The following is a 24,216-nucleotide window of genomic DNA, read 5'->3' on the forward strand; positions in this document are numbered from 1 at the left end:
CCTTTTTCGTTGCTATGCCGCAGGCTTAGTCCGACAGCTGCTCGATCCACACCGCGAGGCGGTCCGAAGCGAACGTCTCGGTCCGCACGCCGGCGCGTGCCGAGATGGCATCGGCCTCGCGCTGCAACTTCAGCGCGCCACCGGCTTCCTCGATCCATAGCAGAACGGCCAGCCAGTCGGCGTGCCCRGCCGAAACCACCTCGCCCACCGGGTTGCCAACGAACTCGCCGAGCGCCGACGGGGCCAGCCAGGTCACAGTATCGCCGTCGCGCCGCACGGCGCCGTCGCCCAGCGTTTCGGCGAGGACCGCCACCGCGTCGGCGGCACCCTTCCCGGCCAGACGACCTCGCAATTCGAYGAGCCGCTTGCCCACTGCGTGGCCGAACGTGCCGCTGCGCTGRCTCTCCGCGCCGACCAGATCGGCGTAGTCCAGGCGTTGCCAGTCAGGTTCCGCGTTGCGCGCGCCAGCCAGCGAGGTGCCGGCGAGATAGGTTTCCACCGGCTGGAAGCGGCCCGGGCCGATCAGGCTCGCGCACAACGCCTGCACCATGCCGACGCGCGTGGCCACGGTCTGCTTTTGCAGCACCGACAGCTTCTCGCGCAGCAATTGGTCACGCTCCTTGCGCAGCCCGGCCAGCTCCAGCGCCTGCTTCAGCTCCATGCGCAGCGCGGTGATATCCCACGGCTTCTTGATATAGCGATGGATCTGGCCCTGGTTCACCGCTTCCACGGTCTGGTCCAGTTCCGAATAGGCCGTGGTCAGGATGCGCACAATGTGCGGGTAGCGCTCGCGCGCGTAGCGCAGCAGTTCATTGCCATACTCGCCCGGCATGCGCTGGTCCGAAACCAGCACGGCGAGGCTATCGGCATGGGCGTCGAGCAGGGCCTTGCCCTCCTCCACCGAGCCGCCGGTTACCACCGGAGCCAGCTGGCCAATGGCGCGCTGGAAGTATTTGACGGCCGTGGCCTCGTCATCGACGAACAGAATCGCCGGGGGTGCCTGCGTAGTATTCAGTTCGCTCATCGATCACTCCTGTGCATACGATTCTTGAAATTTGGGAAATCGAGGGTAACGGTGGTGCCGGCCCCGGTTGCCGASGCAATGCGGATGCCGCCGCCGAACGACTGCATCACGCGGTTGCAGAAAATCATGCCGAGGCCGCTGCCGCCGGCCGCCGCGTGCGTCGTGACCGGGTCCACAAGCAGCCGGTCCATCACTTCCGGGGGAATGCCGGGACCATTGTCAGCAATACGGATCTCGGGGCGCTCGCCAGCCACCACCACGAAGCGCAGCGCCGGCGTGGGCACGTCGCCCAGCGCCCGCAGCGCGTTGCTCATGACGGACGACAGCACCAGCGCCACGCAATTCGGCAGCGTCGGCACCGGAAAATCGCCATGCAGCTCAACTTGCACCCAGTCACGTTGGTTATCGGCAAAAGGATAGGTATCCAGTAGCGATGCCACCAGCGCGCCCGCGCTGACCTCCTGCCCAACACCCGGCTTGGGCGCCACCGTGCCCGCGCTGCTGCGCACGGACTGCAGGAACGACGACAGCACTGCCAGGCAATACTGGGCGTTGTCATGCATCGCACCGGCCGCATGGCCGATCTCGGCGTTGCGCTGCGGGCTGTACTCGCCCGCCACGCGCGAGCCGATGCCGCGCGCGAAGTTGGCGATGGCCGCCAGCGGGGTGTTCAGYTCRTGGGCCAGGAACGCCAGCGTCTCGTCGATGGCCATCAGSCGCTGCTGRCGKACCGCGCGTTCCCGGTGGCGCTCGCCGGCCAGCCGCAGCACGTCGCGGATCTCGGCCACGGCCAGCGGCTTTTCCAGGATGCGGAAGACCTCGCCGCTGTTCACGGTCTTCAGCAGCATGTCCTTGTCGGCATAGGCCGTCACGAGCAGGCGGACGATGTGCGGGTATTCCTGCGCCACCTGGCGCAGCAAATCACCGCCATCACGCCCCGGCATGCGGAAATCGGTTACTAGAATGGAAATCTGCGCGTGATGTGCGTGCAGCACCGCCATGGCGGCATCGGCGCTGGTGGCCGACAGCACCTCATATTCGTTGCCGACGGCCCGCGCGAAGTATTTGCACGCCATCTCTTCGTCATCGACGTAGAGCACGGTCGGGCGCGGCTGGCTGGTATCGCTCATTGCCCCCTCACTCCGCGCGCGGCAGGTCGAAGCTGAACGCGGCCCACTGGCCCAGTTCGCTCTCGGCAAACAGCACGCCGCCGTGGCGCTCGACAACCGCGTAGCTGATCGACAGCCCGAGGCCAAGCCCCTGGCCCACCTCGCGGGTGGTGAAGAACGGCTCGAACACGCGCGCGAGATGCTCCGGCGCGATGCCCGGCCCGTTGTCGCGTACGGCCACGTGCATCCGCCCATCGGTCCACTTCACCGTGGTGTGGATGGCAGGCTGCTGCGTACCGGCCTTTCGCATGGCCAGCGCGGCATTCGAGAAAAGGTTGATCAGCACGCCGATAATGGCCGCTTCGTCGCCCATCACCAGCGTATCGTCGGGCAATTCGCGCGTGACCTTTACGCCGCGCAACTCGTGCGCGGTCAGCCGGACCGATGAGTCGAGCGCCTTCTCGAACAGGAACGGGGTGCCCTCCACCTCGGCCCCCGGCTTGCGGTAGGCGAATGTCTTCAGGTCGGAGACGATATGCTGGATGCGCTGCATGCCCTGCTTGGCATCGACCAGGCATTCCTCGAGGCCCGGCTCGTTCTTGGTGACCGGTTCCTCCATGGCCACCTCGATCGCCATCAGGCAGAAGTTCACCGGATTGTTGACTTCGTGCAGCAACCCCGCCGCCAGCGTACCGATGGCCGCCATCTTCTCCTGCTGGAGCATCTGGCCCTTGATATCGACCAGCTTGCGGTTGATGACCTCGAGTTCGGTGTTCTTGTCAGCCACTTCGGCCTTCAGGCGGAACAGCATGAAGCGCGCCCGTTCATTAAAGAACGTGTACACGCCACTGGCCGCCGCGGCAAAGAGCAGGAACAGCGAATTGACGATGAAAGTGCCCATCGGCTCGACGCCGCCCGAGTGCAGCAAACACGCCGCGGCGTAGAGCAGGTACGAGAGCACGCCGAAGACGAGGTTCTGCCAGAGCCCGAACGGCAGCGCGATACCCGAGGCGAAGATCGCCAGGTTCAGGCCCACGTAGTACGGCGACTCCACGCCTTCGGTCTGCGAGATCATCCACGCGATCATGACCTGCGGCAGCAGCAGCCACGACATCGTCAGCCACGGCGCGAAGCGGCGGCCGGCGTTGCTGTACAGCGCGACGATCACCCCGGCGATCAGCAGCGACACCACGATCCGCGCCACGGCGAATGGCAGCTGCTTGTCCGGATACTGGCCGTAGTCGAGCCCTACGCCCAGCAGCACCAGTACGATGGCCGTGTAGGCGCCGCCCCGGCTGAACGCCAGGCGGAAGTCGGCCAGTTCGGACTGGTAGCCGGCGTACAGCTCGTTGCCACGCGCGGCCGGGGCGGACGGCGCCGCCTCGGCGTCACTGGATAGCGGCTTCGGCGAAGACATTGACGCCGGTTTCATCGACATAGAGTCGGTGGGCATTCGAGTTCTCCGGCAGCAGCGAGGCCATACTGGCCTCGTCGCGGTAGATCAGGTACCACTCCAGCAGGTGCTCCATCCCGAACTTCTCGGGGTTGTCGGAGTGGACATTCGTAACCAGCAGGTTGCCGCCCGGGCGCGTGCGCGAGGCGAAATAGGTCAGCAGCCGCGCGCAGACCTTGTCCGACAGGTAGTCGAACAGCCCGGCGCAGTACACGGCGTCGAACGTACGCGTGGTGGGGTCGTCGGGCGAGATGCGGCGCTTGAGCAGGTCATGCACCGACTGGTGGACCATGTCGACGGACACCTTGTGCCCGGCCGAAGCCGCCGAGCGCTCGATGGAACTGCGCGTGTAAGCGAGCGTTTCCTCGCTGAAATCCACGAGCTGGAACGACAGCAGTTCCGGATTCGGATACTCGCGCACGAAGCGCTGGATCTCGAACGCCGGCCCGCAGCCCACGTTCAGCACGCGGAACGGCCGGCCTTCGGCGCGCGCGCGCTCGGCTTGGCGKGTCAGGTAATCGACCAGCAGGTCGATCCGGTTGCGGTGCGCGGTGGCCACCGCCGCCTTCAGAAACGCCGTGTTGACGATCTGGAAGTACGTGGTCGGCCCCTGTTGCGGGTCGCTCAGGATCTGGTTGACCATCTCGTAGTCGCCGGCATAGCCGAGCGGCTTCGTAAATGTCCGATAGACGAACGGGGCTCGCAGCAGCAGCGGGTGCAGGGCCGCCTGGGCGTAGGTACGGTGCACCGGGGCGATCTCGGGGTCCACCTGCTGGGCCTCGCCCTCGAGCCAGTCCAGGTAGACCTTGACCTTGCCCATCAGCGGCACGGCCAGCTCGTAGAACACGTCCTCGCGCAGGCGCCCCTCGGTCTTCGGCAGCGACTCGGTCAGGTCCACCTGCTCGACCCAGCGCGACACCTCCGAGAGATACGCGCGCATCTCGTTGACCACGATCTGGTAGTCGCGGCGGATATTGAAACGGGTGTCCCAGTCCTGCACGAAGAGCTCGGCTTCGCGCGCGACCGATTTCGGTGCGTCGTTGACGTCGGTCAGCTCGCGCCATTCGTCGATCAGCGTCAGGGAGACCACGGCGGTCAGGCCGGTATTCACCAGGCTCATGACCACGGCCTTGCCGAGGTAGGCGTTCTTCGCCCCCATCCGCACGCTCAGCTCACTGAGCACCTCGCTGACCTGAACGATCGAGTAAGGATTGTAGATTTCCATCACCAGCGACTTGCGCTGGAGATTGATGATCGTGCCCCGCACCTGCTCGCCCTGCGAGTTGCGGAAGCTAACTACCGGATCGATTTGCGTTTTGGAGTACACGGTATCGCGCCAGGGAAATCCAGGGAACGCTGCGGGCCGGGGCACCCGAAGGGGCCGGCCGGGTACAGCTCAGGCAAGAAGCTTGCGGCGGGGATACCGGAATCAGGGAATGCAGCCAATACTCATAACAATGCGCGTGACCGGTTATGGGGCAGACGCACGCCAGGAATGGCAGGCGCGGCGCCCCCGAAGGTGGGACTGCGGCGAGCCATTGTACTGTGGCTGTCGGAAACCATACAACATTGCTTCCGCGCCATGAAGAGGGGTATCGGCAGGAACGAAAAAAAGGGCCGGCGTGTTGCCGGCCCTTCGCGTCTTGTAACAAACGCCTGACTTAGTCCGCCTTGACGGCTTCCACCTGGATCGCCAGCTTGACGTCCTGTTTGAAACCGTACTTCGCGCCGTAGTCGATGCCGAAGTCCGCGCGGTTGAACTGGCCCACCGCATCGGCGCCGCATGCCTCGCGCTTGAGCATCGGGTGTTCGATGCACTTGAACTGGCGGATTTCCAGCTTCACCGGCTTGGACACGCCGCGCAGCGTCAGCACGCCATCCACTTCGGTCGGCACGTCGCCCTTGAACTTCGAGAACTTGCCCTTGTACGTGGCTTCCGGGAAGGCCTGCACGTCGAACATTTCCGGGCCCTTGGCATGCTCGTTCAGCTTGGCGTTGCCGAAGTCGATCGACGACGGGTCGATCTTGATCTCGACCGTGCCGGCCTTGGCCGCGCGGTCCAGCGTGACCACGCCGGTCGACTTGTCGAACTTGCCGCGCCAGTTGGACAGGCCACCCAGGTGGTCGGCCTCGAAGCTCGGGTAGGTGTGGGTCGGGTCCACGTTGTAGGTCACGGCATTGGCCATGGCGGCGCCGGCGGCCAGCGTGGCGGAGGCAGCGGCAACAGCCGCGAACAGGGTGCGCATCTTCATGTCTAGGTCTCCCGTCAAAAGGTTGGAGAGGAAAGTCGAAATACAGCGAGGAAATCGATGGGCGGGCACGCGGCCTGCCTCAGCCCTTCTTCGCCGGGGTTACGATGTGGAACTTGATCTGCACGTCGTCGGCCACCACGGAAGTGTCCTTCCATTCGCCGTCGCCGATATTGAACACGGTGCGCTTGATCGGCAGCACACCGTCGAACACCTGCCCTGCCGCGTCCTGCTTGTACGTGGCAGGCACCACCACGTCCAGGGTCTTGCCCTTGATGGTCAGCTTGCCAGTCACATCGTACTTGCCCGCCGCGCCGGCCTTGATGGCGGTGGACTGGAACACGGCCTTGGGATACTTGGCAGCGTCGAACCAGTCCTTGCCCTTGACCTCCTTGGTGGTCTCGGCATCGCCGATCTCGAAGCTCGACACGTCGATTTCCACCTTGGCGGACGACGTGGCCAGCTTGGCCGGGTCGAAATCGACCGTTGCGTCGAATTTCTTGAACTTGCCTTCCATCGGCACGCCGATCTGCCGCGCCGTGGCGGTGACGGTGCTCTTGGCTGTGTCGATCTGCGCCCAGGCCAGGTTGGCGGCAAGGCCGGCCGTGGCCAGCGCGGCGGCCACGACGATGGCGCCAGGACGGGTCATGCGTTTCATCGGTGCACTCCTCTCAGGAAAATACGATGTCATTCAGCGCAGGAACGGAATCATCCGGGCGAGCGTGCCGTCGCGGTCGATCACCTGGTGCTTGATGGCGGCGGCCGCGTGCAGCAGCACGATACCTGCCATCAGGTAGTTGAGCCAGGCGTGGGCGGCCTGCAGGATCGGCTTGAGCGTGGTATTGGCCTCGATCAGTACCGGCATCTTCCAGAGACCCAGGTAGACCACCGGCACGCCGGCCGATAGGCTATAGAAGTAGCCGGTCAGCGGCACCACGATAATCAGCACATACAGCAGATGGTGCGCGGCGGCGGCGGCGCCGGCCTGCCAGGCCGGCGTGCCGGCCGCCACGGGCGGTGCGACGTGGGTAGCGCGCCACAGCACGCGCAGCACGGCCACGGCGAAGATCGTCACGCCGAGCCATTTATGCCACGAGAAGAGCTTGAGCTTGGTCGGCGTCAGGCCCGGAATGCCGGTCATGTACAGGCCYAGCCCGAACGCCGCGAAAATGCCGAACGCGATCAGCCAGTGCAGGCCGATAGCGGTCGCCGTGTAGCCATTGGCACCATTGCCGCCGCGACTGCGCGCGACGCTGTGCACCCCGTATGAAGTCATGTCTGTGAATCCCTTCGATTTTTCTTATAGCGATCGTCCGGACCGGCCATCGGCCAGCGGGGGCTTGTGTCGCCCTACCCTGCTGGCAGGAATTCTCGCATTATTGGCATTCGTCCGTGCGCTATGAGATGCGGAACTTCATGAAGTCGTTCAAATGATTTGATGTGACGCATTGCCGCAGGGGCGAAAAAAAGGGCCAGCGCAACGCCAGCCCTTCTTTCCCGTCGATTCAGACCCCTTCCGGGTCCGCCTGCGTCGTCAGATCTTGTTCGCCAGTTCCACGGCCTTGCCGATGTAGCTGGCCGGCGTCATGTCYAGCAGCAGTTGCTTGGCATCGTCCGGAATCGCCAGGCCCGACACGAAGGTCTGCAGCGCCTCGCGCGAGATGCCCTTGCCGCGCGTCAGCTCCTTGAGCTGTTCGTACGGGTTCGGCACGCCAAAGCGGCGCATCACGGTCTGCACCGGCTCGGCCAGCACTTCCCAGCAGTTGTCGAGGTCTTCGTTCAGGCGTTCCGGATTGGTTTCCAGCTTGCCCAGGCCGCGCAGGCAGGCCTCGTAGGCCAGCAGGCTGTAGCCGAACGCCACGCCCATGTTGCGCAGCACGGTGGAGTCCGTCAGGTCACGCTGCCAGCGCGAAACCGGCAGCTTTTCCGAAAGGTGGCGCAGCACGGCGTTGGCCAGGCCGAGGTTGCCTTCCGAGTTCTCGAAGTCGATCGGATTGACCTTGTGCGGCATCGTCGACGAGCCGATCTCGCCGGCCTTGGTCCGCTGCTTGAAGTAGCCCAGCGAGATATAGCCCCACACGTCCCGGTTCAGGTCCAGCAGGATCGTGTTGGCGCGCGCGATGGCGTCGAACAGCTCGGCCATGTAGTCGTGCGGCTCGATCTGGATGGTGTACGGGTTAAAGCTCAGGCCCAGGCGCGACTCGATCACCTGCTTCGAGAACGCTTCCCAGTCGAACGTCGGGTAGGCCGACAGGTGGGCGTTGTAGTTACCCACCGCGCCATTCATCTTGCCGAGCAGTTCCACGCGCTGGATGCGCTCGATGGCGCGCGCCAGGCGGGCGGCCACGTTGGCCATTTCCTTGCCCAGCGTGGTCGGGCTGGCCGGCTGGCCGTGCGTGCGCGACAGCATCGGCTGGGTAGCGTTGGCCTTGGCCAGTTCCACCAGGCGGGCCTGCACGCGCTGGAGCGTGGGCACCAGCACGCCGTCACGGGCGCCCTTGAGCATCATGCCGTGCGAGGTGTTGTTGATGTCTTCCGAGGTGCAGGCGAAGTGGATGAACTCGCTCGCGGCCTCCAGCTCGGCGTTGCCCTTGACCTGTTCCTTGAGCCAGTACTCCACGGCCTTGACGTCGTGGTTGGTCACGGCCTCGATGTCCTTGATGCGGGCGGCGTCGGCTTCGGTGAAGTTCTCCACCAGTGCCTGCAGCTTCGCCTCGGAATCGGCCGAGAACTTCGGCACGTCCGGCAGGCCGGCCTGRGCCAGGGCGATCAGCCAGTTGACCTCGACCTTCACGCGATTACGCATGAAGGCCGCCTCGGAGAGCCACTCGCGCAGCGCGTCGGCCTTGGCGGCATAACGGCCATCGATGGGAGACAGTGCGGTGAGCGGCGAAAGGGATGGGGTGGACATGCTGGCAACCGGGAGAAAGAGGGAAGACGGGTTTCCGCGGGGGCGCGGTAACCATGCGAAGACTGGCGAGGCGGGCGGCTTCAAGCGACCGATGCGCCGCACGGGGCGAGCCGCCGGGCGCGCCATCGGACCTGCCGCCGGCACGCCACAAAGGGCTGGCCGGCATCGCGCAACGCGGGATTTTACCATCGCCCACCGCGCCTGTGCGGCGCGCCATGGGTCAGGCGACACAGAGCGTGCGAAGCGCCGCATTGACACGGCATCCGCGGGCCGGCGCGGGTATACTCGCGCTCGCCGTTCCAGTAGCCTGTTATGAAGTCCATCGACATGCCGCCCGCCAGGGCGCCATGGCAGCCACAGAGCGCCGATGCACTTCATAACAAGCTCAAGGGGAGAACATGAAGCTGTATGCGTCCCACACCAGCCCGTACGCGCGCAAGGTGCGCGTCGTGCTGGCGGAAAAGAAGGTCGACTACCAGATGATCGAGGAGAACGTCTGGTCGCCCGCGACCATCATCGGCCAGTTCAACCCGCTCGGCAAGGTGCCCTGCCTGGTCATGGAGGATGGCGGCGCGGTCTTCGATTCGCGCGTGATCGCCGAATACGCCGATACGCTGTCGCCAGTCGGCCGCCTGATTCCGCAAGGCAGCCGCGAGCGCCTCGAAGTGCGCTGCTGGGAAGCCCTGGCCGATGGCCTGCTCGACGCCGCGCTGCTGGTCCGCCTGGAAACCACCCAGCGCGAAGAGGGCCAGCGCAGCGAATCATGGGTCAAGCGCCAGCGGACCAAGATCGACGCCGCACTGGGCGCGATGTCTTCCGGCCTGGGCGACCGCCCGTGGTGCACCGGCATCCATTTCACCCTGGCCGATGTGGCCGTGGGCTGCGCGCTGGCCTATCTGGATTTCCGTTTCCCGGACATCGCCTGGCGCGAGCAGTACCCGAACCTCGCCGCGTTCCAGGAAAAGATCGAGAAGCGCCAGTCGTTCATCGACACCGCCCCGCCTTCGGCGGGTTGAGCGGTAGATTGGGCACGCCGGCGCCTCTGTGCGCCGATGTGCCTCATCAGACAATTACTGGATGATGCCGCCGCCCAGGCAGACGTCGCCGTCGTAGAGAACGGCCGACTGCCCCGGCGTCACCGCCCACTGCGCTTCGRCGAAGGCCAGCTTCAGCGCCTCGCCGTTGGCCGCTTCCACGCGGCAGGCCGCATCGCTCTGGCGATAGCGCGTCTTGGCCGCCATCTCTGCGCCGGCCGCAGGTGGCTCACCCGCCACCCAGGACAGGTCCGCCGCTTCCAGCACCGGCGTCAGCAGCCACGGATGGTCGTGCCCCTGCACCACGTAGAGCGTGTTRKYGGCCATGTCCTTGCGCGCCACGTACCAGGCGTCGCCGCTGCCTTCGCGGCTGCCGCCCAGGCCAATGCCCTTGCGCTGGCCCAGCGTATAGAACGCCAGCCCGATGTGCTCCCCCACCACCTTGCCCTCGGGCGTCTTCATCGGCCCCGGCTTGGTCGGCAGGTAGCGATTGAGGAAGTCGCGGAACGGCCGTTCACCGATAAAACAGATCCCGGTCGAATCCTTCTTCTTCGCGTTCGGCAGGCCGATTTCGGCGGCAATCTCGCGCACGCGCGTCTTCGGCATCTCGCCCAGCGGGAACAGCGTGCGCGACAGCTGCGCCTGGTTCAGCCGGTGCAGGAAGTAGCTCTGGTCCTTGGTGTGGTCGAACGCCTTGAGCAGCTCGAAGCGCCCGTTGTCCGCCTGCCGCACGCGCGCATAGTGGCCCGTGGCGATGGTCTCGGCGCCGAGCGACATCGCGTGGTCCAGGAACGCCTTGAACTTGATCTCGGCATTGCAGAGCACGTCCGGATTGGGCGTGCGCCCGGCCGAGTATTCGCGCAGGAAATCGGCGAACACGCGGTCCTTGTACTCGGCGGCGAAGTTCACCGCCTCCACGTCCACGCCGATCAGGTCGGCCACGGACACCACGTCGAGCCAGTCCTCGCGCGTGGAGCAGTATTCGCTGTCGTCATCGTCCTCCCAGTTCTTCATGAACAGGCCGATGACTTCGTACCCCTGCTGCTTGAGCAGCCACGCGGTGACCGACGAATCGACCCCGCCCGACATACCCACCACCACCCGCTTGCCGCTCACGATGCGTCTCCGGTGCTGACCGCCACGCTTGTGGGATGCGTATAAAGCACATCCAGCGCGAAGCGCTTGCCGGCGAGGTAATCGTTCACGCAGGCCATCAGCAACGGGGTGCGATGGCGCTCGGGGCAGGCGCGCAGTTCCTCGGCGGTCATCCACAGCGTGCGGATGATGCCGGTATCGAGCTGGCGGCCTTCATCGAGCGTGCCGAGGTCGCCCGTGAAGGCGAAGCGGATATAGGTGGTGTCGCCCTGGTCGCGCGAGGAGAGCCCCCGGCTCATATAGCAGCCGATCAGCGCGCGCGGCTCGAAGGTGTGGGCGGTTTCCTCGAGGGTCTCGCGCACGACGGCGCGGATCAGGCTCTCGCCCGCTTCCAGGTGGCCGGCCGGCTGGTTCAGCCGCAGGCCGTCGCGCGTTTCCTCTTCAACCAACAGGAAGCGGCCGCCGCGTTCGATGACAGCGGCAACTGTGACGCTGGCGTTCCATTCACGTGACATGATGCACATTTTTTAAGCAATCCGGCATTTTACCGGTTGCTGTCGGAATGTGCAGGGATGAAGGCGGAAAGGGCGGAAACACCGCGGGCGGCAGCAGGGCCATGGCCGCTTCCAGGCGGGCCGTCAGCGCGCGCGTGGCCGGCGTGAGCGGCTGGCGCACCTCGGCGCGGGCCAGGCCTGCCAGCGCCAGCGCGGCCTTGACCGGCGCGGGGTTCGGCTCGGCGAACATCAGGTCGATCAGCGGCGAGAGCTGGCGGAACAGCGCGCGCGCCGCTTCGTCGCAGCCGGTGCGGGCCAGTTGCAGCAGCCGGACGAACAAGTCCGGGCGGATATGGGCGGCAGCCGGCACCACGCCTGCGCCGTCGGCCAGCAGGTGGTCGAGCATGGCGGCATCCTCGCCGCAGAACACGCGCAGGGCATCCTGCCCGGCCAACGCGCGCAGCCCGGTGCGGTCGCATTCCTTGATCGCCACGACCTGCGGATGGTCGGCCAGCCGCAGTGCCAGCGCGGGGGAAATCGTGGAGCCGGTGCGCTTCGGCACGTTGTAGAGCATCAGCGGGCGCGCCGTCTGGCTGGCCACGCGGCGCACGTGCCAGGCGATGCCCTCGTCCGACACGCGCAGGTAGTACGGCGGCGGGACGAGGTAGCCGGCGAGGTCGAATCGATCCAGCGTGCGCACCTGCTCGCAGACCGAGCGCGTGTCCACGCCGCCCACGCCCGCCATGACCGGCATGCGGCCCTGCGCCACCTCAAGCACGGCTGCGGTGACCATCAGCCGCTCTGCCTCGGTCAGCAGGCCGCCCTCGCCCGTCGTGCCGAGCACGATCAGGCCATCCACACCGGCGCCAGCATAGTGCGCGGCCAGTTGCTGGGCGGCGCGCAGGTCGGGCGCGCCGTGGCGCAGCGGCGTGACCAGCGGCAGCCACAGGCCATCGCCGATGACCGAATCAGTGCGCGGCATGATCGCTCCCCAGCATCGTCGTGATGCCGAACTCGGCGGCCGGCAGCGCGGTCATGATGGCGTGCATGGCGGCGTCGCGGCCGGCGCGCTCCACTTCCACATGGAGCGTGGTTTCCCCGTGCCGATGGTCCACCTCCACCACATACACACGGGCGAGCTTGCCGATGGCCACGTGCAGCGTCTGGCGCAGCATGAAGACCTGCGCCGAGGCCACCGCCAGGCGCAGGCGGATCCAGTGGCCATCGCTGGCGGCGGAGGCTGGCAGGGCGTCACGCCCGGCGCGGCGGCGCGGGACGGTGGCAAAGGCAATGGCGAGGCTCGAGGACTGTCGCGACTGTCGCATTACGCTTGAATCCGCGCGGGGCGGATCGTCTGTGGAACATGGCTCCATGCTAGGGAGCGGCGTCTCAAATTGATGCAGCAATCGCGGCGCCGGGTATCAACAACGCATCAACGCCGCGTCGTCGAACCCGGTCAGAACGTCTTTGTGATGGACGCGAGCGCGGTCGCCTTGCCCATGTAGCGGCCATGCGAATTCGTATAAGTGCCACGCTTGGCGTTGGTGTCGAGGTAGGCTACGGCCACGCTCAGGCCCTTGCCGAAGTCCTTGGTCACGCCGATTTTCCAGTCGGTATACGAGGCGTCGCTGAGGTTCTTCACCCCCTGGTAGCCCACGTGCGCGTTGACCGTCAGGTCCCACACATTGAGCGGCACGTTGGCCGTGAGGTCGATGTAGTAGCTGTTCTTGGTGTCGCCAAATCCGAACAGGTTGGTCAGCGCGTGCGAGTACTTGAGGAACACTGGGCCGTAGCCGATGCCGGCATAGACCTCGGTGGTGTAGGGACGCGTGAAGCCACTCGGATAATCGCCAGGGTAGTAGTACTCGAGCACGCCGAGGTCATAGTTGAATTCGGCGTCGGCCAGCTTGAACGTGTTGCGGAAGCCGCCGTAGAAATCCATCTCCACCGGGGCGGAGACTTCCGCGTTGCTGTCCGAAAGCCAGCTGATGCTTGAGTTCCAGTTGCCGAGGTAGAGCCCGCTCGCGTGGGTGTAGTCGAACCCGCCCTGGATGGCCGGGCGGCGGTCGGACTGCATCAGGCCCCGGTAGCGGTATTCGCTGGCCAGCGTGACATTGGCGGTGAAGGTGTGGGGCGAGGCTTCCGCCTCCTGGGCGAGCGCGGTGGCGCACGGGGCGGCAAGGAGGACGAGGGCGGTAAGGCGGGTAGCGATCATGGATGCTGGATGCGTAACGGGTGTTTGGAGGCGCCCTTCCCCGAAAAAGAGGGAAAGCGGCGTACCCGTCACGATACGGAGCGGCGCATCAAATCGGCATCAAGATTGGGCGCCCCGGCAACATGTTCGAATCAAGAGGGAATCCKGCCTGCATTAAACGAGTCGTTTCATGCGTCGCAAAAATGAGTCGTGGCGACCGCACAAATCGTCGACCGGGCAGTCACCACCGAACGTAAGTTTCGGGTAAGCTGCGCAAAAATTGGTGCGCCGCGCCGCGGTGGACCAACGGGCCAGGACGTCAGCCCGCCCAATCAGATACGACGCCAGCTAAAGGAGAAATTGACGATGCATATCGGCATCCCGCAGGAAACGCGGGCAGGCGAGGCACGCGTCGCCGCCACCCCGGAGACCATCAAGAAGTACGTTGCCCAAGGGCATCAGGTCACGGTGCAGGCTGGCGCAGGCGTACGCGCCAGCATTCCCGACGCGGCGTTCGAAGCCGCCGGCGCACGGATCGGCACGGCTGCCGATGCCTTCGGCGCCGAGCTGGTGCTGAAGGTGCGGGCACCGGACGATGCCGAGCGCGCCCAGATCAAGCCGGGCGCCGTGCTGGTGGGCATGCTCAATCCCTTCGATATCGAGAACAACGCGCGCATGGCCAGTGCGGCCATCACCGCGTTCGCGCTCGAGGCCGCGCCGCGCACCACGCGCGCGCAGAGCATGGACGTGCTGTCGTCGCAGGCCAACATCGCCGGCTACAAGGCCGTGCTGGTGGCCGCGCACCACTACCAGCGCTTCATGCCGATGCTGATGACGGCCGCCGGCACGGTGAAGGCCGCGCGCGTGCTGATCCTTGGCGCCGGCGTRGCCGGTCTCCAGGCGATTGCCACGGCCAAGCGGCTGGGCGCCGTGATCGAGGCCTCGGACGTCCGCCCCGCCGTAAAAGAGCAGATCGAGTCGCTTGGCGCCAAATTTCTCGACGTACCGTTCGAGACCGACGAGGAACGCGAGATCGCCCAGGGCGTGGGCGGCTACGCCCGTCCCATGCCGGCCGACTGGATGCGCCGCCAGGCGGAACTGGTGCACCAGCGCGCCGCTCAGGCCGACATCGTCATCACCACCGCGCTGATCCCGGGCCGCAAGGCGCCCGTGCTGCTGCAGGAAGACACAGTCAAGCAGATGAAGCCCGGCTCAGTGGTGGTCGACCTGGCCGCSGCCCAGGGCGGCAACTGCCCGCTGACCGTGGCCGACGAGGTCGTGGAACGCCACGGCGTGGTCCTGATCGGCTACACCAACCTGGCCGGCATGGTYGCCGCGGACGCCTCGGCGCTCTACGCGCGCAACGTGCTCGACTTCCTCAAGCTGATCGTYGACAAGGATGCGCGCTACACGCTCAACCTTGAGGACGACATCGTCGCCGCCTGCCTGATGTGCAAGGACGGCCAGCTCGTCAGGCAGGCCGCCTAGATTCCCAACCGGAGCCGCCACGCCAGGACACACCGGCGGACGGCCCACCCAGCCTCAACCAAGGACGTATCACCCATGCAACGCAACATGCTCCGCGCCAAGCTCCACCGTGTCACCGTGACGCAGGCGGACCTCCATTACGAGGGATCGTGCGGCATCGACGAGAATCTTCTCGACGCTGCCGACATGAAGGAGTTCGAAAAGATCGAGCTGTACAACGTACAGAACGGCGAGCGCTTCTCCACGTACATCATCAAGGGTGCACGCGGTAGCGGCGAGATCTCGCTGAACGGCGCCGCCGCGCGCCGCGCGCACCTGGGCGACCACCTGATCATCTGCACCTACGCACCGATGAGCGACGAGGAAGTGAAGACCTATAAGCCCAAGGTCATCCTGGTGGACGAGAAGAACCGCATCAAGGAAATCAAGAAGATCGACTGATCTTTCTGGATTTTTTGCGATAGCCGCGCCCGGGGCGAGCCGCCCGGCGCGGTGGCGGTGCCGGCCCTGCAGTCCCACATCGATACGAAGCACGAAGAATTCGAAAGCAACGAGGAGAAGTCGATGGAGATGGTGAACCACACGGTGATCAACCTGATCATCTTTGTGCTGGCAATCTACGTGGGATACCACGTGGTCTGGACGGTAACGCCGGCCCTGCACACCCCGCTGATGGCCGTGACCAATGCGATTTCGGCCATCATCATCGTCGGCGCCATGCTGGCGGCCGGCCTCACGGAAGGCAGCGTGGGCCGCATCATGGGCACGCTGGCGGTGGCGCTGGCGGCCGTCAATGTGTTCGGCGGCTTCCTCGTGACCCAGCGCATGCTGGAGATGTTCAAGAAGAAGGAACCGAAGAAGCTGGCTGGCAAGGAGGGGGCACGATGACCGGACTCGYCAGCATGAACCTCGTCACGCTGCTGTACCTCGTGGCCTCGGTCTGCTTCATCCAGGCGCTCAAGGGCCTGTCCCACCCCGCTTCGGCCCGCAAGGGCAACACCTTCGGCATGATCGGCATGGCCATCGCCGTGGTGACCACGCTGGCGCTGATCGTCAAGCTCAAGGAGGAGTTCCTGGCGGCGGGCACGGCCCAGTCGTCGGTGGGCACGGGCCTGGCGCTGATCTTCGGCGCGCTGGTCGTCGGTGGCGGCATCGGCGCCTATGTGGCGCGCAAGGTCGAGATGACCAAGATGCCGGAACTGGTGGCGGCGATGCACTCGCTGATCGGTCTCGCGGCGGTGTTCATCGCCGTGGCCGCCGTGGCGGAGCCGGCTGCGTTCGGCATCGCGCCGGCTGGCTCGCACCTGATTCCCACCGGCAACCGGATCGAACTGTTCATCGGCTGCTTCGTCGGCGCCATCACGTTCTCGGGCTCGGTGATCGCCTTCGGCAAGCTGGCGGGGCGCTACAAGTTCCGGCTGTTCCAGGGCGCCCCGGTGGTGTTCCCGGGCCAGCACTGGCTGAACCTGCTGCTGGCCGTGGCGATGTTCGGCTTCGGSATCATCTTCTTCCTRTCGCAGGCGTGGCTGCCGTTCCTCATCATGCTGGCGCTGGCCTTCGTGCTGGGCGTGCTGATCATCATCCCGATCGGCGGCGCGGACATGCCTGTGGTGGTCTCGATGCTGAACTCGTACTCGGGCTGGGCGGCGGCGGGCATCGGCTTCTCGCTGAACAATCCGATGCTGATCATCGCCGGCTCGCTGGTGGGCTCGTCCGGTGCCATCCTCTCGTACATCATGTGCAAGGCGATGAACCGCTCGTTCTTCAACGTGATTCTGGGCGGCTTCGGCGGCGACGCGGCGGCAGCCGGCCCGGCCGGCGCGCAGGCCCAGCGCAACGTGAAGTCCGGCTCGGCCGACGACGCCGCGTTCCTGATGGGCAATGCCGAAACCGTGATCATCGTGCCCGGCTACGGCCTGGCGGTGGCCCGTGCTCAGCATGCACTTAAAGAATTGACCGAGAAGCTGCACGACAAGGGCGTGATCGTAAAGTACGCGATCCACCCCGTGGCGGGCCGCATGCCGGGCCATATGAACGTGCTGCTGGCGGAAGCCGAGGTGCCGTACGACCAGGTCTTCGAGATGGAGGACATCAACAGCGAGTTCGGGCAGGCCGACGTTGTGCTGGTGCTGGGCGCCAACGACGTGGTCAACCCGGCCGCCAAGACCGATCCGAAGTCGCCCATCGCCGGCATGCCGATCCTGGAGGCGTACAAGGCCAAGACCATCATCGTGAACAAGCGCTCGATGGCGGCCGGGTACGCGGGCCTGGACAACGAGCTGTTCTATATGGACAAGACCATGATGGTGTTCGGCGATGCCAAGAAGGTGGTCGAGGACATGTTCAAGGCCGTGGAATAAGGCCGGACACCGCGGAACGCAAATCCGAATCGGAATCGGAATCCGACTGACAATCAGGCCGGAAACCCTCGGTGATTAAAGCGGCGTGAAGACCTGAAATCAACGAAATCGAAGACATGCGGCCGGCAACCAACGCCGGCCGTTTGCTTTTGGCCTCCTTTGGTGCGGCAACATTGCGTGGACCCATCCGCGCGCTATACTGGCTTGCCACGGCCCCCAAACCCTCGCTCTTCATTCGCTGCCGGCCGCAGCGTAGATCGCACCATGACATTCAGCCCGCATGACAGGAACCTGTCGGTCTTCCATCACCCCGTCCTGACGGTGCTGGTGGACGACAGCAAATCGTTTATCGACAGCCTGGCATTCCAGATGGACGCGTCGCGCGCCGTGGTGAGCTTCACCGACCCGCGCGAGGCACTGACATGGATCCGCGAAGCCTATGCCACCCGGCATCCGGCCTTCCTGCCCGTGCGCGTGACCCACGACGACCTGACCTTCCTGAGCGAGCGGCGCACCGTGCAACTCGACGTGGACCGCATCTATCGCCAGGTCCACGACATCCATCGCTTCATGCAGCCCGGGGTGATCGTGGTGGACTACTCGATGCCGCAGATGGATGGCCTCGAGTTCTGCCAGGCGCTGCAGGACCTGCCGTGCAAGACCATCCTGCTGACCGGCACCGCCGACGAAAGCATTGCGGTGCAAGGCTTCAACCATGGGCTGATCGACCGCTATGTGAAGAAGCACGATCCGAACATGGTGGCGCGGCTCGACCAGGAAATCGACGCACTCCAGCAACAGTATTTCGCGGCRATCTCGCGCACGCTGCGCGACCTGCTCACGCGGCACTCGTACGCGTTCCTGTCCGATCCGGTGATGGCCGACCGCGTGCGCCAGACCGCCGCGCGCTATGGCTTCGTCGAGTACTACCTGTATCCGAATCCGGTGGGCATCCTGCTGCTGACGGCGCAGGGACATGCCACGCTGATGGTGATCGAGACGCGCGCCGGGCTGATGAGCCAGGTGGAGTCGGCCGAAGCCTACGAGGCGCCGGCCACGCTGATCGAAGGGCTGCGSGARGGCCGCATCGTGCCGTTCTTCTGGCCCGGCAACGGCATGTACACGCCGGCGTGCGCCGACTGGGAGCAATACTGCCTGCCGGCCGAGCGGTGCGAAGGGCGCGAGGAGTATTTCTACGCGCTGTTCGACCTGCCGCGCCACCTGCTCCAGGAGCCGGTGGTGAGCCTGCAGGGGTTCCTGAGCGATTTCGCCCGCAACCCCGAGGCGCTGACGGGCCGGAACAAGCAGGCATAAGCCTGACCGTCCCGCATCCCCCTTATTCCTTCGGCGCTTCCCCGCCTTCCTTGCGGTTGCCGCCGCGCACCATGTCGAAGCGGAACAGCCGGCATTCGATATTGCCGTTGTAGAGCGGCGTGCGGCGCGATTCCTTGAGCCGCAGGCGCTTCGGCATACTCAGGTCGCCCGTGAACACCCACGCCTGCCAGCCCGCGAAGTGTTGCTTCAAGGTGGTAGCGAAGGCGCTGGCGAACTGGTTCGCGGCGGCCTCCTCGGCCTCGTCGCGCGGGGCCTCGGGCAGTGCGCCCCGGCGCTGCTCGCCGCGCACGGCRATCCGCTCGCCATAGGGCGGATTCATCAGCATCACGCCCGGCGTGGCGAACGGTGGCTGCACAAAGCGCGCATCCACCTGCTTCAGGGGCACCTCGCCCGGCAGCCCGGCGCGCTGCCAGTTGGCGTCCGCCATGGTCAGCATGTCCGTGGAAATGTCCGATCCGGCGATCTCCAGCGCCGCCACGCCCTTGGCCGCCGCCTCCTTGGCGCGTTGCGCATCGGCGCGCAGGGCCTGCCAGGCCTTGTTGTCCATGCCCTTGAGCCATTCGAACGCGAAGGTCCGCGCCCCGCCCGGCGGGAGGCCCAGCGCCACCTGCGCCGCCTCCACCAGGAACGTGCCGCTGCCGCACATCGGATCAAAGAACGGGCGGTCGGTCTGGCCCTGCACCCATCCCGCCAGCCGCAGGATGCCGGCGGCGAGGTTTTCCTTGAGCGGCGCCTCGCCCTTCTCCATGCGCCAGCCGCGCTTGAACAGCGGYTCGCCGGTGGTGTCGAGGTAGAGCGTGCAGTCGAACTCGGTCAAATGCGCATAAATCCGCACATCCGGGCTGACCGTATCGACGCTGGGACGGTCGCCGAGCGCCTCGCGCATGGCATCGCAAACACCGTCCTTCACGCGCAGCGCGGTGAAGTTCAGGCTGTGCAGCGGTGACTTGTGCGCGGTGATGTCCACCCGCAGCGACTCATCCGGCGAAAACCACTGATCCCAGCGTTGCTGGCGGGCCAGCGCGTAGACATCGTCCTCATGCCGGTAGCCGCGCTGCGCCACGCGCAGCAGCACGCGGCTGGCRATGCGCGAGTGCAGGTTGACGGCATAGGCCGCCGCCATCTCGCCCGAGAACGGCACGCCGCCCGGCACCTCGCGATGCACCTGGAACGGCGCGGCGGCCACCACGGCCGGATACTGGGCGATTTCCCGCAGTTCCTCGGCAAGGGCGGATTCCAGGCCACGCGGGCAAGGAGCAAAGAAGGCTTGGGTCATGGGAAGARCATCCTGCAAACAAAAACGTCCGCCGTGGCGGACGGGAGTGAGACTAGCGTAGCGGACCGCGCGGCGGACCGCTAGTCGGCGGCCAGGGCGCGGTCCAGGAAATCGAGGCGGTCCTGGCCCCAGTACGGCTGGCCATCCAGCACGAACCACGGGGCGCCGTACACGTTGGCGGAGAGCGCGTCCTGCGTATTCTGCGCGTAGGCGGCCTGCACGGCCTGACCCTCGCTGGCCTTGAGCAGATTGGCGCCGTCCAGGCCGGCCTCGTCCGCGATCAGCGCCAGCGTGGCCGCATCGGCGATATTGCGCTGGTCCGCCCACACGCCCCGGCAGATGGCGCCGGTCAACTCCAGCGCGCGCGCCGTGCCGTGCGCCAGTTGCGCGGCGATGATCAGCCGGGCRGCGGCATCGCCGGACACCGGGAAGAACGTCGGATGCAGATGCATCGGCATGTTCAGGAACTGGCTCCAACGCTCGAGTTCCACCAGCCGGTATGCCTGGCGCTGCGGCGGACGCTGCGCCAGCGGCACGCCGCCGGACACCGCGAACACCTTGCCAAGATCCACCGGCTTCAGCAGCACCTGGGCGTTATGGCGGTTGGCGATGTCGACGAAGCGGGCATGTCCGAGGTAGGTAAACGGGGACTGCGGCGCCAGGAAGTACTCGACCTGCTTGCTCATCATGACCTCATGTAAGGCTTTGGGGGAGAACGCTGAATCGTAGATCGCTTAAAACGGCTTCACGACCACGAGGATCACGATAGCCAGCAGCACCAGCACCGGCACTTCGTTGAACCATCGATAGAACGTGTGCGAGCGCGCATTGGCGCCCCGCTCGAACTTGCGCAACAGCACGCCGCAGCCGTGGTGGTAGCCGATCAGCACCAGCACCAGCGCCAGCTTGGCGTGCATCCAGCCCTGCCCCGTGCCGCGTCCGATGCCATAGCCGAGGTACAGCCACAGCCCGAACACCACGGCCGGCACGGCCAGCATGGTCATGAACCGGAACAGCTTGCGCGCCATCAGCAGCAGCCGCTGCACGCCGGCCGGATCGGTCTCCATCGCCAGGTTGACGAAGATGCGCGGCAGGTAGAACAGCCCCGCGAACCACGACACGACAAAGACGATATGGAACGACTTGACCCAGAGCATTGGTGGTGGACGTTGTTTTGGCGTTTTTAAGAAGCGTGGCCGGCAATCCTCAGGTCCGGATTTCCCCGTGCCCGAATACGACGTATTTCAACGAAGTCAGCCCCTCCAGCCCGACCGGGCCGCGTGCGTGGAGCTTGTCGTTGGAAATGCCGATCTCCGCGCCCAGGCCGTATTCGAAACCATCGGCGAAGCGCGTGGAGGCGTTGATCATCACGCTGGCCGAATCCACCTCGCGCAGGAATCGCATGCCGGCGGTGTAGTTCTCGGTGATGATCGAATCGGTGTGGGCCGAGCCATAGGTATTGATATGGTCGATGGCCGCGTCGAGCCCGTCCACGGTGCGGATGGCCAGCACCGGCGCCAGGTATTCGAGGCGCCAGTCCTCCTCGGTGGCATCGACCAGCTTGCCGAAGCCGGCCGCTTCCAGCGTGGCGCGCGTGGCGGCGCAGACGCGCAGCTCCACGCCTTTCTCCTGATAGATGCTGGCCAACGGCGGCAGCACGGCGGCGGCGATGTCGCGCGACACCAGCAGCGTTTCCATCGTGTTGCACGGCGCGTAGCGCTGCGTCTTGGCGTTGTCGGCCACGCGGATGGCCTTGTCCAGGTCCGCATCGGTGTCGATGTAGACGTGGCAGATGCCGTCCAGGTGCTTGATCATCGGCACGCGGGCCTCTTCCATCAGGCGCGCGATCAGGCTCTTGCCGCCGCGCGGCACGATCACGTCGACATATTCCGTCATCGTGATCAGCCGGCCCACGGCGGCGCGGTCGGTGGTCTCGATGACCTGCACGGCCTCGGCCGGCAGCCCGGCCGACGAAAGCCCTTCCGCCACCAGCGCGGCCAGTGCCGTGTTCGACTCGATGGCTTCGGAGCCGCCGCGGAGGATCGTGGCGTTGCCGGACTTCAGGCACAGTGCCGCGGCGTCGATGGTCACGTTCGGGCGCGACTCATAGATGATGCCGATCACGCCCAGCGGTACGCGCATCTGACCGACCTGGATGCCGGTCGGGCGGAACTTCATATTGGTGATCTCGCCGATCGGGTCCGCCAGCGCGGCGATCTGCTCCAGCCCGGCCGCCATCGTGTCGATGGCCTTGTCGGACAGCGTCAGGCGGTCCACGAACGCGGCGTCCTGGCCGTTGGCCCGGGCACGCTCCACATCGCGCGCATTCACGGCCTTGAGCTTGTCGGCATCCCGGCGGATGGCGGCGGCGATGGTCAGCAGCGCGCGGTTCTTGTCGGCCGTGGTGGCCCGCGCCATCGCGCGCGACGCCGCGCGGGCCTGCTGGCCAACGCGGTCCATGTAAGCGTTGAGATCGAACTCGGTCATGATGGTGTCCAGGCGTTCCTGGCTCGACTGCGTAGTAGTGTCTCGGGGGCCCGGGGGCCGGTGTCGTGCGGGTAGGTCAGGCGACCGGTCGATCGGAAACTCAGGCCGGGCGCGCGATCATCAGCGCCAGTTGCAGCAGGCCATCCCATGGCTCGGCCGGGAGGCTGCCGCCCAGGCCGCCTGCGCCTGGCAGGTCGGATAGGCCCTTGACCTGCCGGTCCAGCCGGGCGGCCATGGCCAGCGCGGCTTCCAGCTGCGGCAGCGCCAACCGCTGCGCGGCCTGCGGCACCAGCCGCTCGCGTGGGCCCCAGACGCGCAATTCGCGCATCAGCACGCCCGCCGGCTTGCCGGCCGCCAGCCCTTGCCGGACTTTGGATAATACGCGAATTTCCTCGGTCAGCGCCCAGAGCACCAGCACCGTGGCCTCGCCCTCGCCGCGCAGCCCTTCGAGCATGCGCGTGAGGCGCGGCACGTCGCCGCCGAGCATCGCCTCGGACAGCTTGAAGACGTCGTAACGGGCCACATTGAGCACCGCGTCGTGCACCTGGTCGAAGGTAAGCACGCCGGGCGGGTACAGCAGGCCGAGCTTCTGGATTTCCTGGTGGGCGGCGAGCAGGTTGCCTTCCACCTTGTCGGCGATGAACTGGAGCGCSCGGCGCCCGGCCTCGCCCGGTTCCACGCGCTGCTGCTGCAATCCCAGCCGCTCGCCAACCCAGGCCGGCAGCCGCGTGCGGTCCACGGCATCGACCTTGATCGAKACCCCGGCGGACTCCAGCGCCTGGAACCACGCYGACTTGGAYGTSGCGAAATCAAGCCGGGGCAGCGTGACGAGCATCACCACGTCCGGCGACGGCTGGGCCGCCACGGCGCGCAGCGCCTCGCCGCCATCCTTGCCGGGCTTGCCGGTCGGGATCCGCAATTCCACGATTTTCCGGTCGCCGAACAGCGACATCGACTGCTGGGCCTCGACCAGCTGGCTCCAGTGGAAGCCGCGCTCCGCCACGAGSACGTCCCGCTCGGAAAAACCGGCCTCGCGCGCGGTGCGGCGCAGCCGGTCTACCGCTTCGAGCACCAGCAGGTGTTCGTCGCCATGCACGACGTACAGCGGCGCCATGCCCTTGGCCTGGGCCTGCTTCAGGTGCGCGTCGAGTCCGTCGAGCTTCAGTTGCATCGCGGTGCGGGGCGGAGTCTAGCCGCTCTCAGATGGCCTTGACCGAGGCCAGGCGGCGCATCAGCTGCTGGACGATATCGCGCTGCATGTCGCGATAGAGCTGCTGCTCCTCGTAGTCCTTGGCCAGCGTGTTGGCTTCGTTGTAGGTCAGGTCGCGGGTCAGGACCAGTTGCGACGGCGGAATCAGTTCCTTGCCGGCCGGGTCGCGCAGGCGGAAGCTGAACCGCTGCGTCAACCGGTATTCGCGCACCACGCCCTCGGTCGTGATCGACAGGATCGACTTGCCGCGGGTGTCACCCAGCACATCGAGAATCGCGTCGGCTTCCTTCAGATCATCGACGATCTGCGTGTCCGAGCCATTGCGGATGTTGCGGCGCAGGTCCGATCCCATCAGCGAATTGGCCGGAAGCCCAATATAGAGTCGCTTGAACGCGAAGTCGGCGTTGCCGCGCATGTGAAAGCCGCAGCCGGCCAGCAAGCCGGCTGCCGCCATCGCGGCCAGCACCCTGCGACGTCCTGTGTTGATTCCGTCCATG

The 24,216-nt window shown here is 66.0% G+C and carries 25 protein-coding genes; 6 read left to right on the forward strand and 19 right to left on the reverse strand.

The annotated features are described in order from the left end of the window. Positions 1-25: 25 nt before the first annotated feature. The 8 genes from AB4Z27_RS03230 to purB all read right to left on the reverse strand — a co-directional run bounded on the left by AB4Z27_RS03230 (position 26) and on the right by purB (position 8,746). Positions 26-1,024, reverse strand: a complete 999-nt coding sequence (locus tag AB4Z27_RS03230; protein ID WP_441643892.1) for a response regulator — start codon at positions 1,022-1,024, stop codon at positions 26-28. Next, a complete protein-coding gene (locus tag AB4Z27_RS03235) occupies positions 1,021-2,154 on the reverse strand; it encodes a hybrid sensor histidine kinase/response regulator (protein ID WP_092298845.1) in 1,134 nt (377 codons plus the stop codon). Before AB4Z27_RS03235 ends, AB4Z27_RS03230 begins: the two co-directional genes overlap by 4 nt. 7 nt (positions 2,155-2,161) lie before the next feature. Then, positions 2,162-3,550 (reverse strand): sensor histidine kinase, encoded by a 1,389-nt coding sequence (locus AB4Z27_RS03240; RefSeq protein WP_255370932.1) that lies wholly within the window; start codon positions 3,548-3,550, stop codon positions 2,162-2,164. Continuing rightward, complete coding sequence (locus AB4Z27_RS03245; protein ID WP_092298842.1) at positions 3,522-4,913, reverse strand: class I SAM-dependent methyltransferase; 1,392 nt, start codon at positions 4,911-4,913, stop codon at positions 3,522-3,524. The genes AB4Z27_RS03240 and AB4Z27_RS03245 overlap by 29 nt, the downstream gene beginning before the upstream one ends. A 334-nt stretch (positions 4,914-5,247) precedes the next feature. Continuing rightward, positions 5,248-5,838, reverse strand: coding sequence for a YceI family protein (locus AB4Z27_RS03250; RefSeq protein ID WP_092298839.1), 591 nt, complete (start codon positions 5,836-5,838; stop codon positions 5,248-5,250). A gap of 79 nt (positions 5,839-5,917) precedes the next feature. After that, positions 5,918-6,493: a YceI family protein gene (locus AB4Z27_RS03255; RefSeq protein ID WP_092298836.1), complete on the reverse strand. Its 576-nt coding sequence runs from the start codon at positions 6,491-6,493 to the stop codon at positions 5,918-5,920. 33 nt (positions 6,494-6,526) lie between these two features. Next, the gene (locus AB4Z27_RS03260; RefSeq protein WP_441643893.1) at positions 6,527-7,111 is read right to left on the reverse strand and encodes a cytochrome b; all 585 of its coding nucleotides are present in this window, start codon (positions 7,109-7,111) and stop codon (positions 6,527-6,529) included. Positions 7,112-7,369: 258 nt separating this feature from the next. Beyond that, positions 7,370-8,746 carry an adenylosuccinate lyase gene (gene purB, locus AB4Z27_RS03265; protein WP_092298830.1) on the reverse strand — a complete coding sequence of 459 codons (1,377 nt, stop codon included), beginning with the start codon at positions 8,744-8,746 and terminating at the stop codon, positions 7,370-7,372. 398 nt (positions 8,747-9,144) lie between these two features. Here purB and AB4Z27_RS03270 point away from each other — a divergent pair, with 398 nt between their 5' ends. After that, a complete protein-coding gene (locus AB4Z27_RS03270) occupies positions 9,145-9,762 on the forward strand; it encodes a glutathione S-transferase C-terminal domain-containing protein (protein WP_092298827.1) in 618 nt (205 codons plus the stop codon). A gap of 54 nt (positions 9,763-9,816) precedes the next feature. Here AB4Z27_RS03270 and mnmA read toward each other — a convergent pair whose 3' ends face one another. The 5 genes from mnmA to AB4Z27_RS03295 form a co-directional block, all read right to left on the reverse strand. Next, on the reverse strand, positions 9,817-10,896 hold the full coding sequence (gene mnmA / locus AB4Z27_RS03275) for a tRNA 2-thiouridine(34) synthase MnmA (protein WP_441643894.1): 1,080 nt from the start codon (positions 10,894-10,896) through the stop codon (positions 9,817-9,819). Beyond that, complete coding sequence (locus AB4Z27_RS03280; RefSeq protein WP_092298821.1) at positions 10,893-11,399, reverse strand: NUDIX hydrolase; 507 nt, start codon at positions 11,397-11,399, stop codon at positions 10,893-10,895. The genes mnmA and AB4Z27_RS03280 overlap by 4 nt, the downstream gene beginning before the upstream one ends. Beyond that, complete coding sequence (locus tag AB4Z27_RS03285; RefSeq protein WP_092298818.1) at positions 11,380-12,351, reverse strand: 4-hydroxy-tetrahydrodipicolinate synthase family protein; 972 nt, start codon at positions 12,349-12,351, stop codon at positions 11,380-11,382. Before AB4Z27_RS03285 ends, AB4Z27_RS03280 begins: the two co-directional genes overlap by 20 nt. After that, the gene (locus AB4Z27_RS03290; protein ID WP_441643895.1) at positions 12,338-12,694 is read right to left on the reverse strand and encodes a hypothetical protein; all 357 of its coding nucleotides are present in this window, start codon (positions 12,692-12,694) and stop codon (positions 12,338-12,340) included. Before AB4Z27_RS03290 ends, AB4Z27_RS03285 begins: the two co-directional genes overlap by 14 nt. 131 nt (positions 12,695-12,825) lie before the next feature. Next, positions 12,826-13,584 carry a TorF family putative porin gene (locus AB4Z27_RS03295; protein ID WP_092298811.1) on the reverse strand — a complete coding sequence of 253 codons (759 nt, stop codon included), beginning with the start codon at positions 13,582-13,584 and terminating at the stop codon, positions 12,826-12,828. Between the two features lie 345 nt (positions 13,585-13,929). On the opposite strand from AB4Z27_RS03295, the gene AB4Z27_RS03300 reads away from it, so the two are divergent. The 5 genes from AB4Z27_RS03300 to AB4Z27_RS03320 all read left to right on the forward strand — a co-directional run bounded on the left by AB4Z27_RS03300 (position 13,930) and on the right by AB4Z27_RS03320 (position 18,725). After that, complete coding sequence (locus AB4Z27_RS03300) at positions 13,930-15,051, forward strand: Re/Si-specific NAD(P)(+) transhydrogenase subunit alpha (RefSeq protein WP_441643896.1); 1,122 nt, start codon at positions 13,930-13,932, stop codon at positions 15,049-15,051. 75 nt (positions 15,052-15,126) lie between these two features. Then, the gene (gene panD / locus AB4Z27_RS03305) at positions 15,127-15,492 is read left to right on the forward strand and encodes an aspartate 1-decarboxylase (RefSeq protein ID WP_092298805.1); all 366 of its coding nucleotides are present in this window, start codon (positions 15,127-15,129) and stop codon (positions 15,490-15,492) included. Between the two features lie 123 nt (positions 15,493-15,615). Continuing rightward, positions 15,616-15,939 carry an NAD(P) transhydrogenase subunit alpha gene (locus AB4Z27_RS03310; protein ID WP_092298993.1) on the forward strand — a complete coding sequence of 108 codons (324 nt, stop codon included), beginning with the start codon at positions 15,616-15,618 and terminating at the stop codon, positions 15,937-15,939. Continuing rightward, on the forward strand, positions 15,936-17,411 hold the full coding sequence (locus tag AB4Z27_RS03315) for an NAD(P)(+) transhydrogenase (Re/Si-specific) subunit beta (protein WP_441643897.1): 1,476 nt from the start codon (positions 15,936-15,938) through the stop codon (positions 17,409-17,411). The genes AB4Z27_RS03310 and AB4Z27_RS03315 overlap by 4 nt, the downstream gene beginning before the upstream one ends. A 264-nt stretch (positions 17,412-17,675) precedes the next feature. After that, positions 17,676-18,725 carry a response regulator gene (locus AB4Z27_RS03320; RefSeq protein ID WP_092298799.1) on the forward strand — a complete coding sequence of 350 codons (1,050 nt, stop codon included), beginning with the start codon at positions 17,676-17,678 and terminating at the stop codon, positions 18,723-18,725. 22 nt (positions 18,726-18,747) lie between these two features. Here the strand turns inward: AB4Z27_RS03320 and AB4Z27_RS03325 are convergent, their stop codons facing one another. The 6 genes from AB4Z27_RS03325 to AB4Z27_RS03350 all read right to left on the reverse strand — a co-directional run bounded on the left by AB4Z27_RS03325 (position 18,748) and on the right by AB4Z27_RS03350 (position 24,215). Next, on the reverse strand, positions 18,748-20,022 hold the full coding sequence (locus tag AB4Z27_RS03325; protein ID WP_092298796.1) for a THUMP domain-containing class I SAM-dependent RNA methyltransferase: 1,275 nt from the start codon (positions 20,020-20,022) through the stop codon (positions 18,748-18,750). Positions 20,023-20,102: 80 nt separating this feature from the next. Then, positions 20,103-20,708, reverse strand: coding sequence for a 2-hydroxychromene-2-carboxylate isomerase (locus tag AB4Z27_RS03330; RefSeq protein WP_092298793.1), 606 nt, complete (start codon positions 20,706-20,708; stop codon positions 20,103-20,105). Between the two features lie 48 nt (positions 20,709-20,756). Then, positions 20,757-21,179, reverse strand: coding sequence for a CopD family protein (locus AB4Z27_RS03335; protein ID WP_441592263.1), 423 nt, complete (start codon positions 21,177-21,179; stop codon positions 20,757-20,759). A gap of 49 nt (positions 21,180-21,228) precedes the next feature. Beyond that, positions 21,229-22,509, reverse strand: coding sequence for a glutamate-5-semialdehyde dehydrogenase (locus AB4Z27_RS03340; RefSeq protein ID WP_092298787.1), 1,281 nt, complete (start codon positions 22,507-22,509; stop codon positions 21,229-21,231). A 100-nt stretch (positions 22,510-22,609) separates the two neighbouring features. Continuing rightward, positions 22,610-23,680, reverse strand: a complete 1,071-nt coding sequence (holA, locus tag AB4Z27_RS03345; RefSeq protein ID WP_092298784.1) for a DNA polymerase III subunit delta — start codon at positions 23,678-23,680, stop codon at positions 22,610-22,612. A 28-nt stretch (positions 23,681-23,708) separates the two neighbouring features. Beyond that, positions 23,709-24,215: an LPS-assembly lipoprotein LptE gene (locus AB4Z27_RS03350; protein ID WP_092298781.1), complete on the reverse strand. Its 507-nt coding sequence runs from the start codon at positions 24,213-24,215 to the stop codon at positions 23,709-23,711. Position 24,216 lies beyond the last annotated feature (1 nt).

It is taken from the genome of Cupriavidus sp. KB_39, assembly GCF_052114485.1.
In the GTDB taxonomy this organism is placed as follows: domain Bacteria; phylum Pseudomonadota; class Gammaproteobacteria; order Burkholderiales; family Burkholderiaceae; genus Cupriavidus.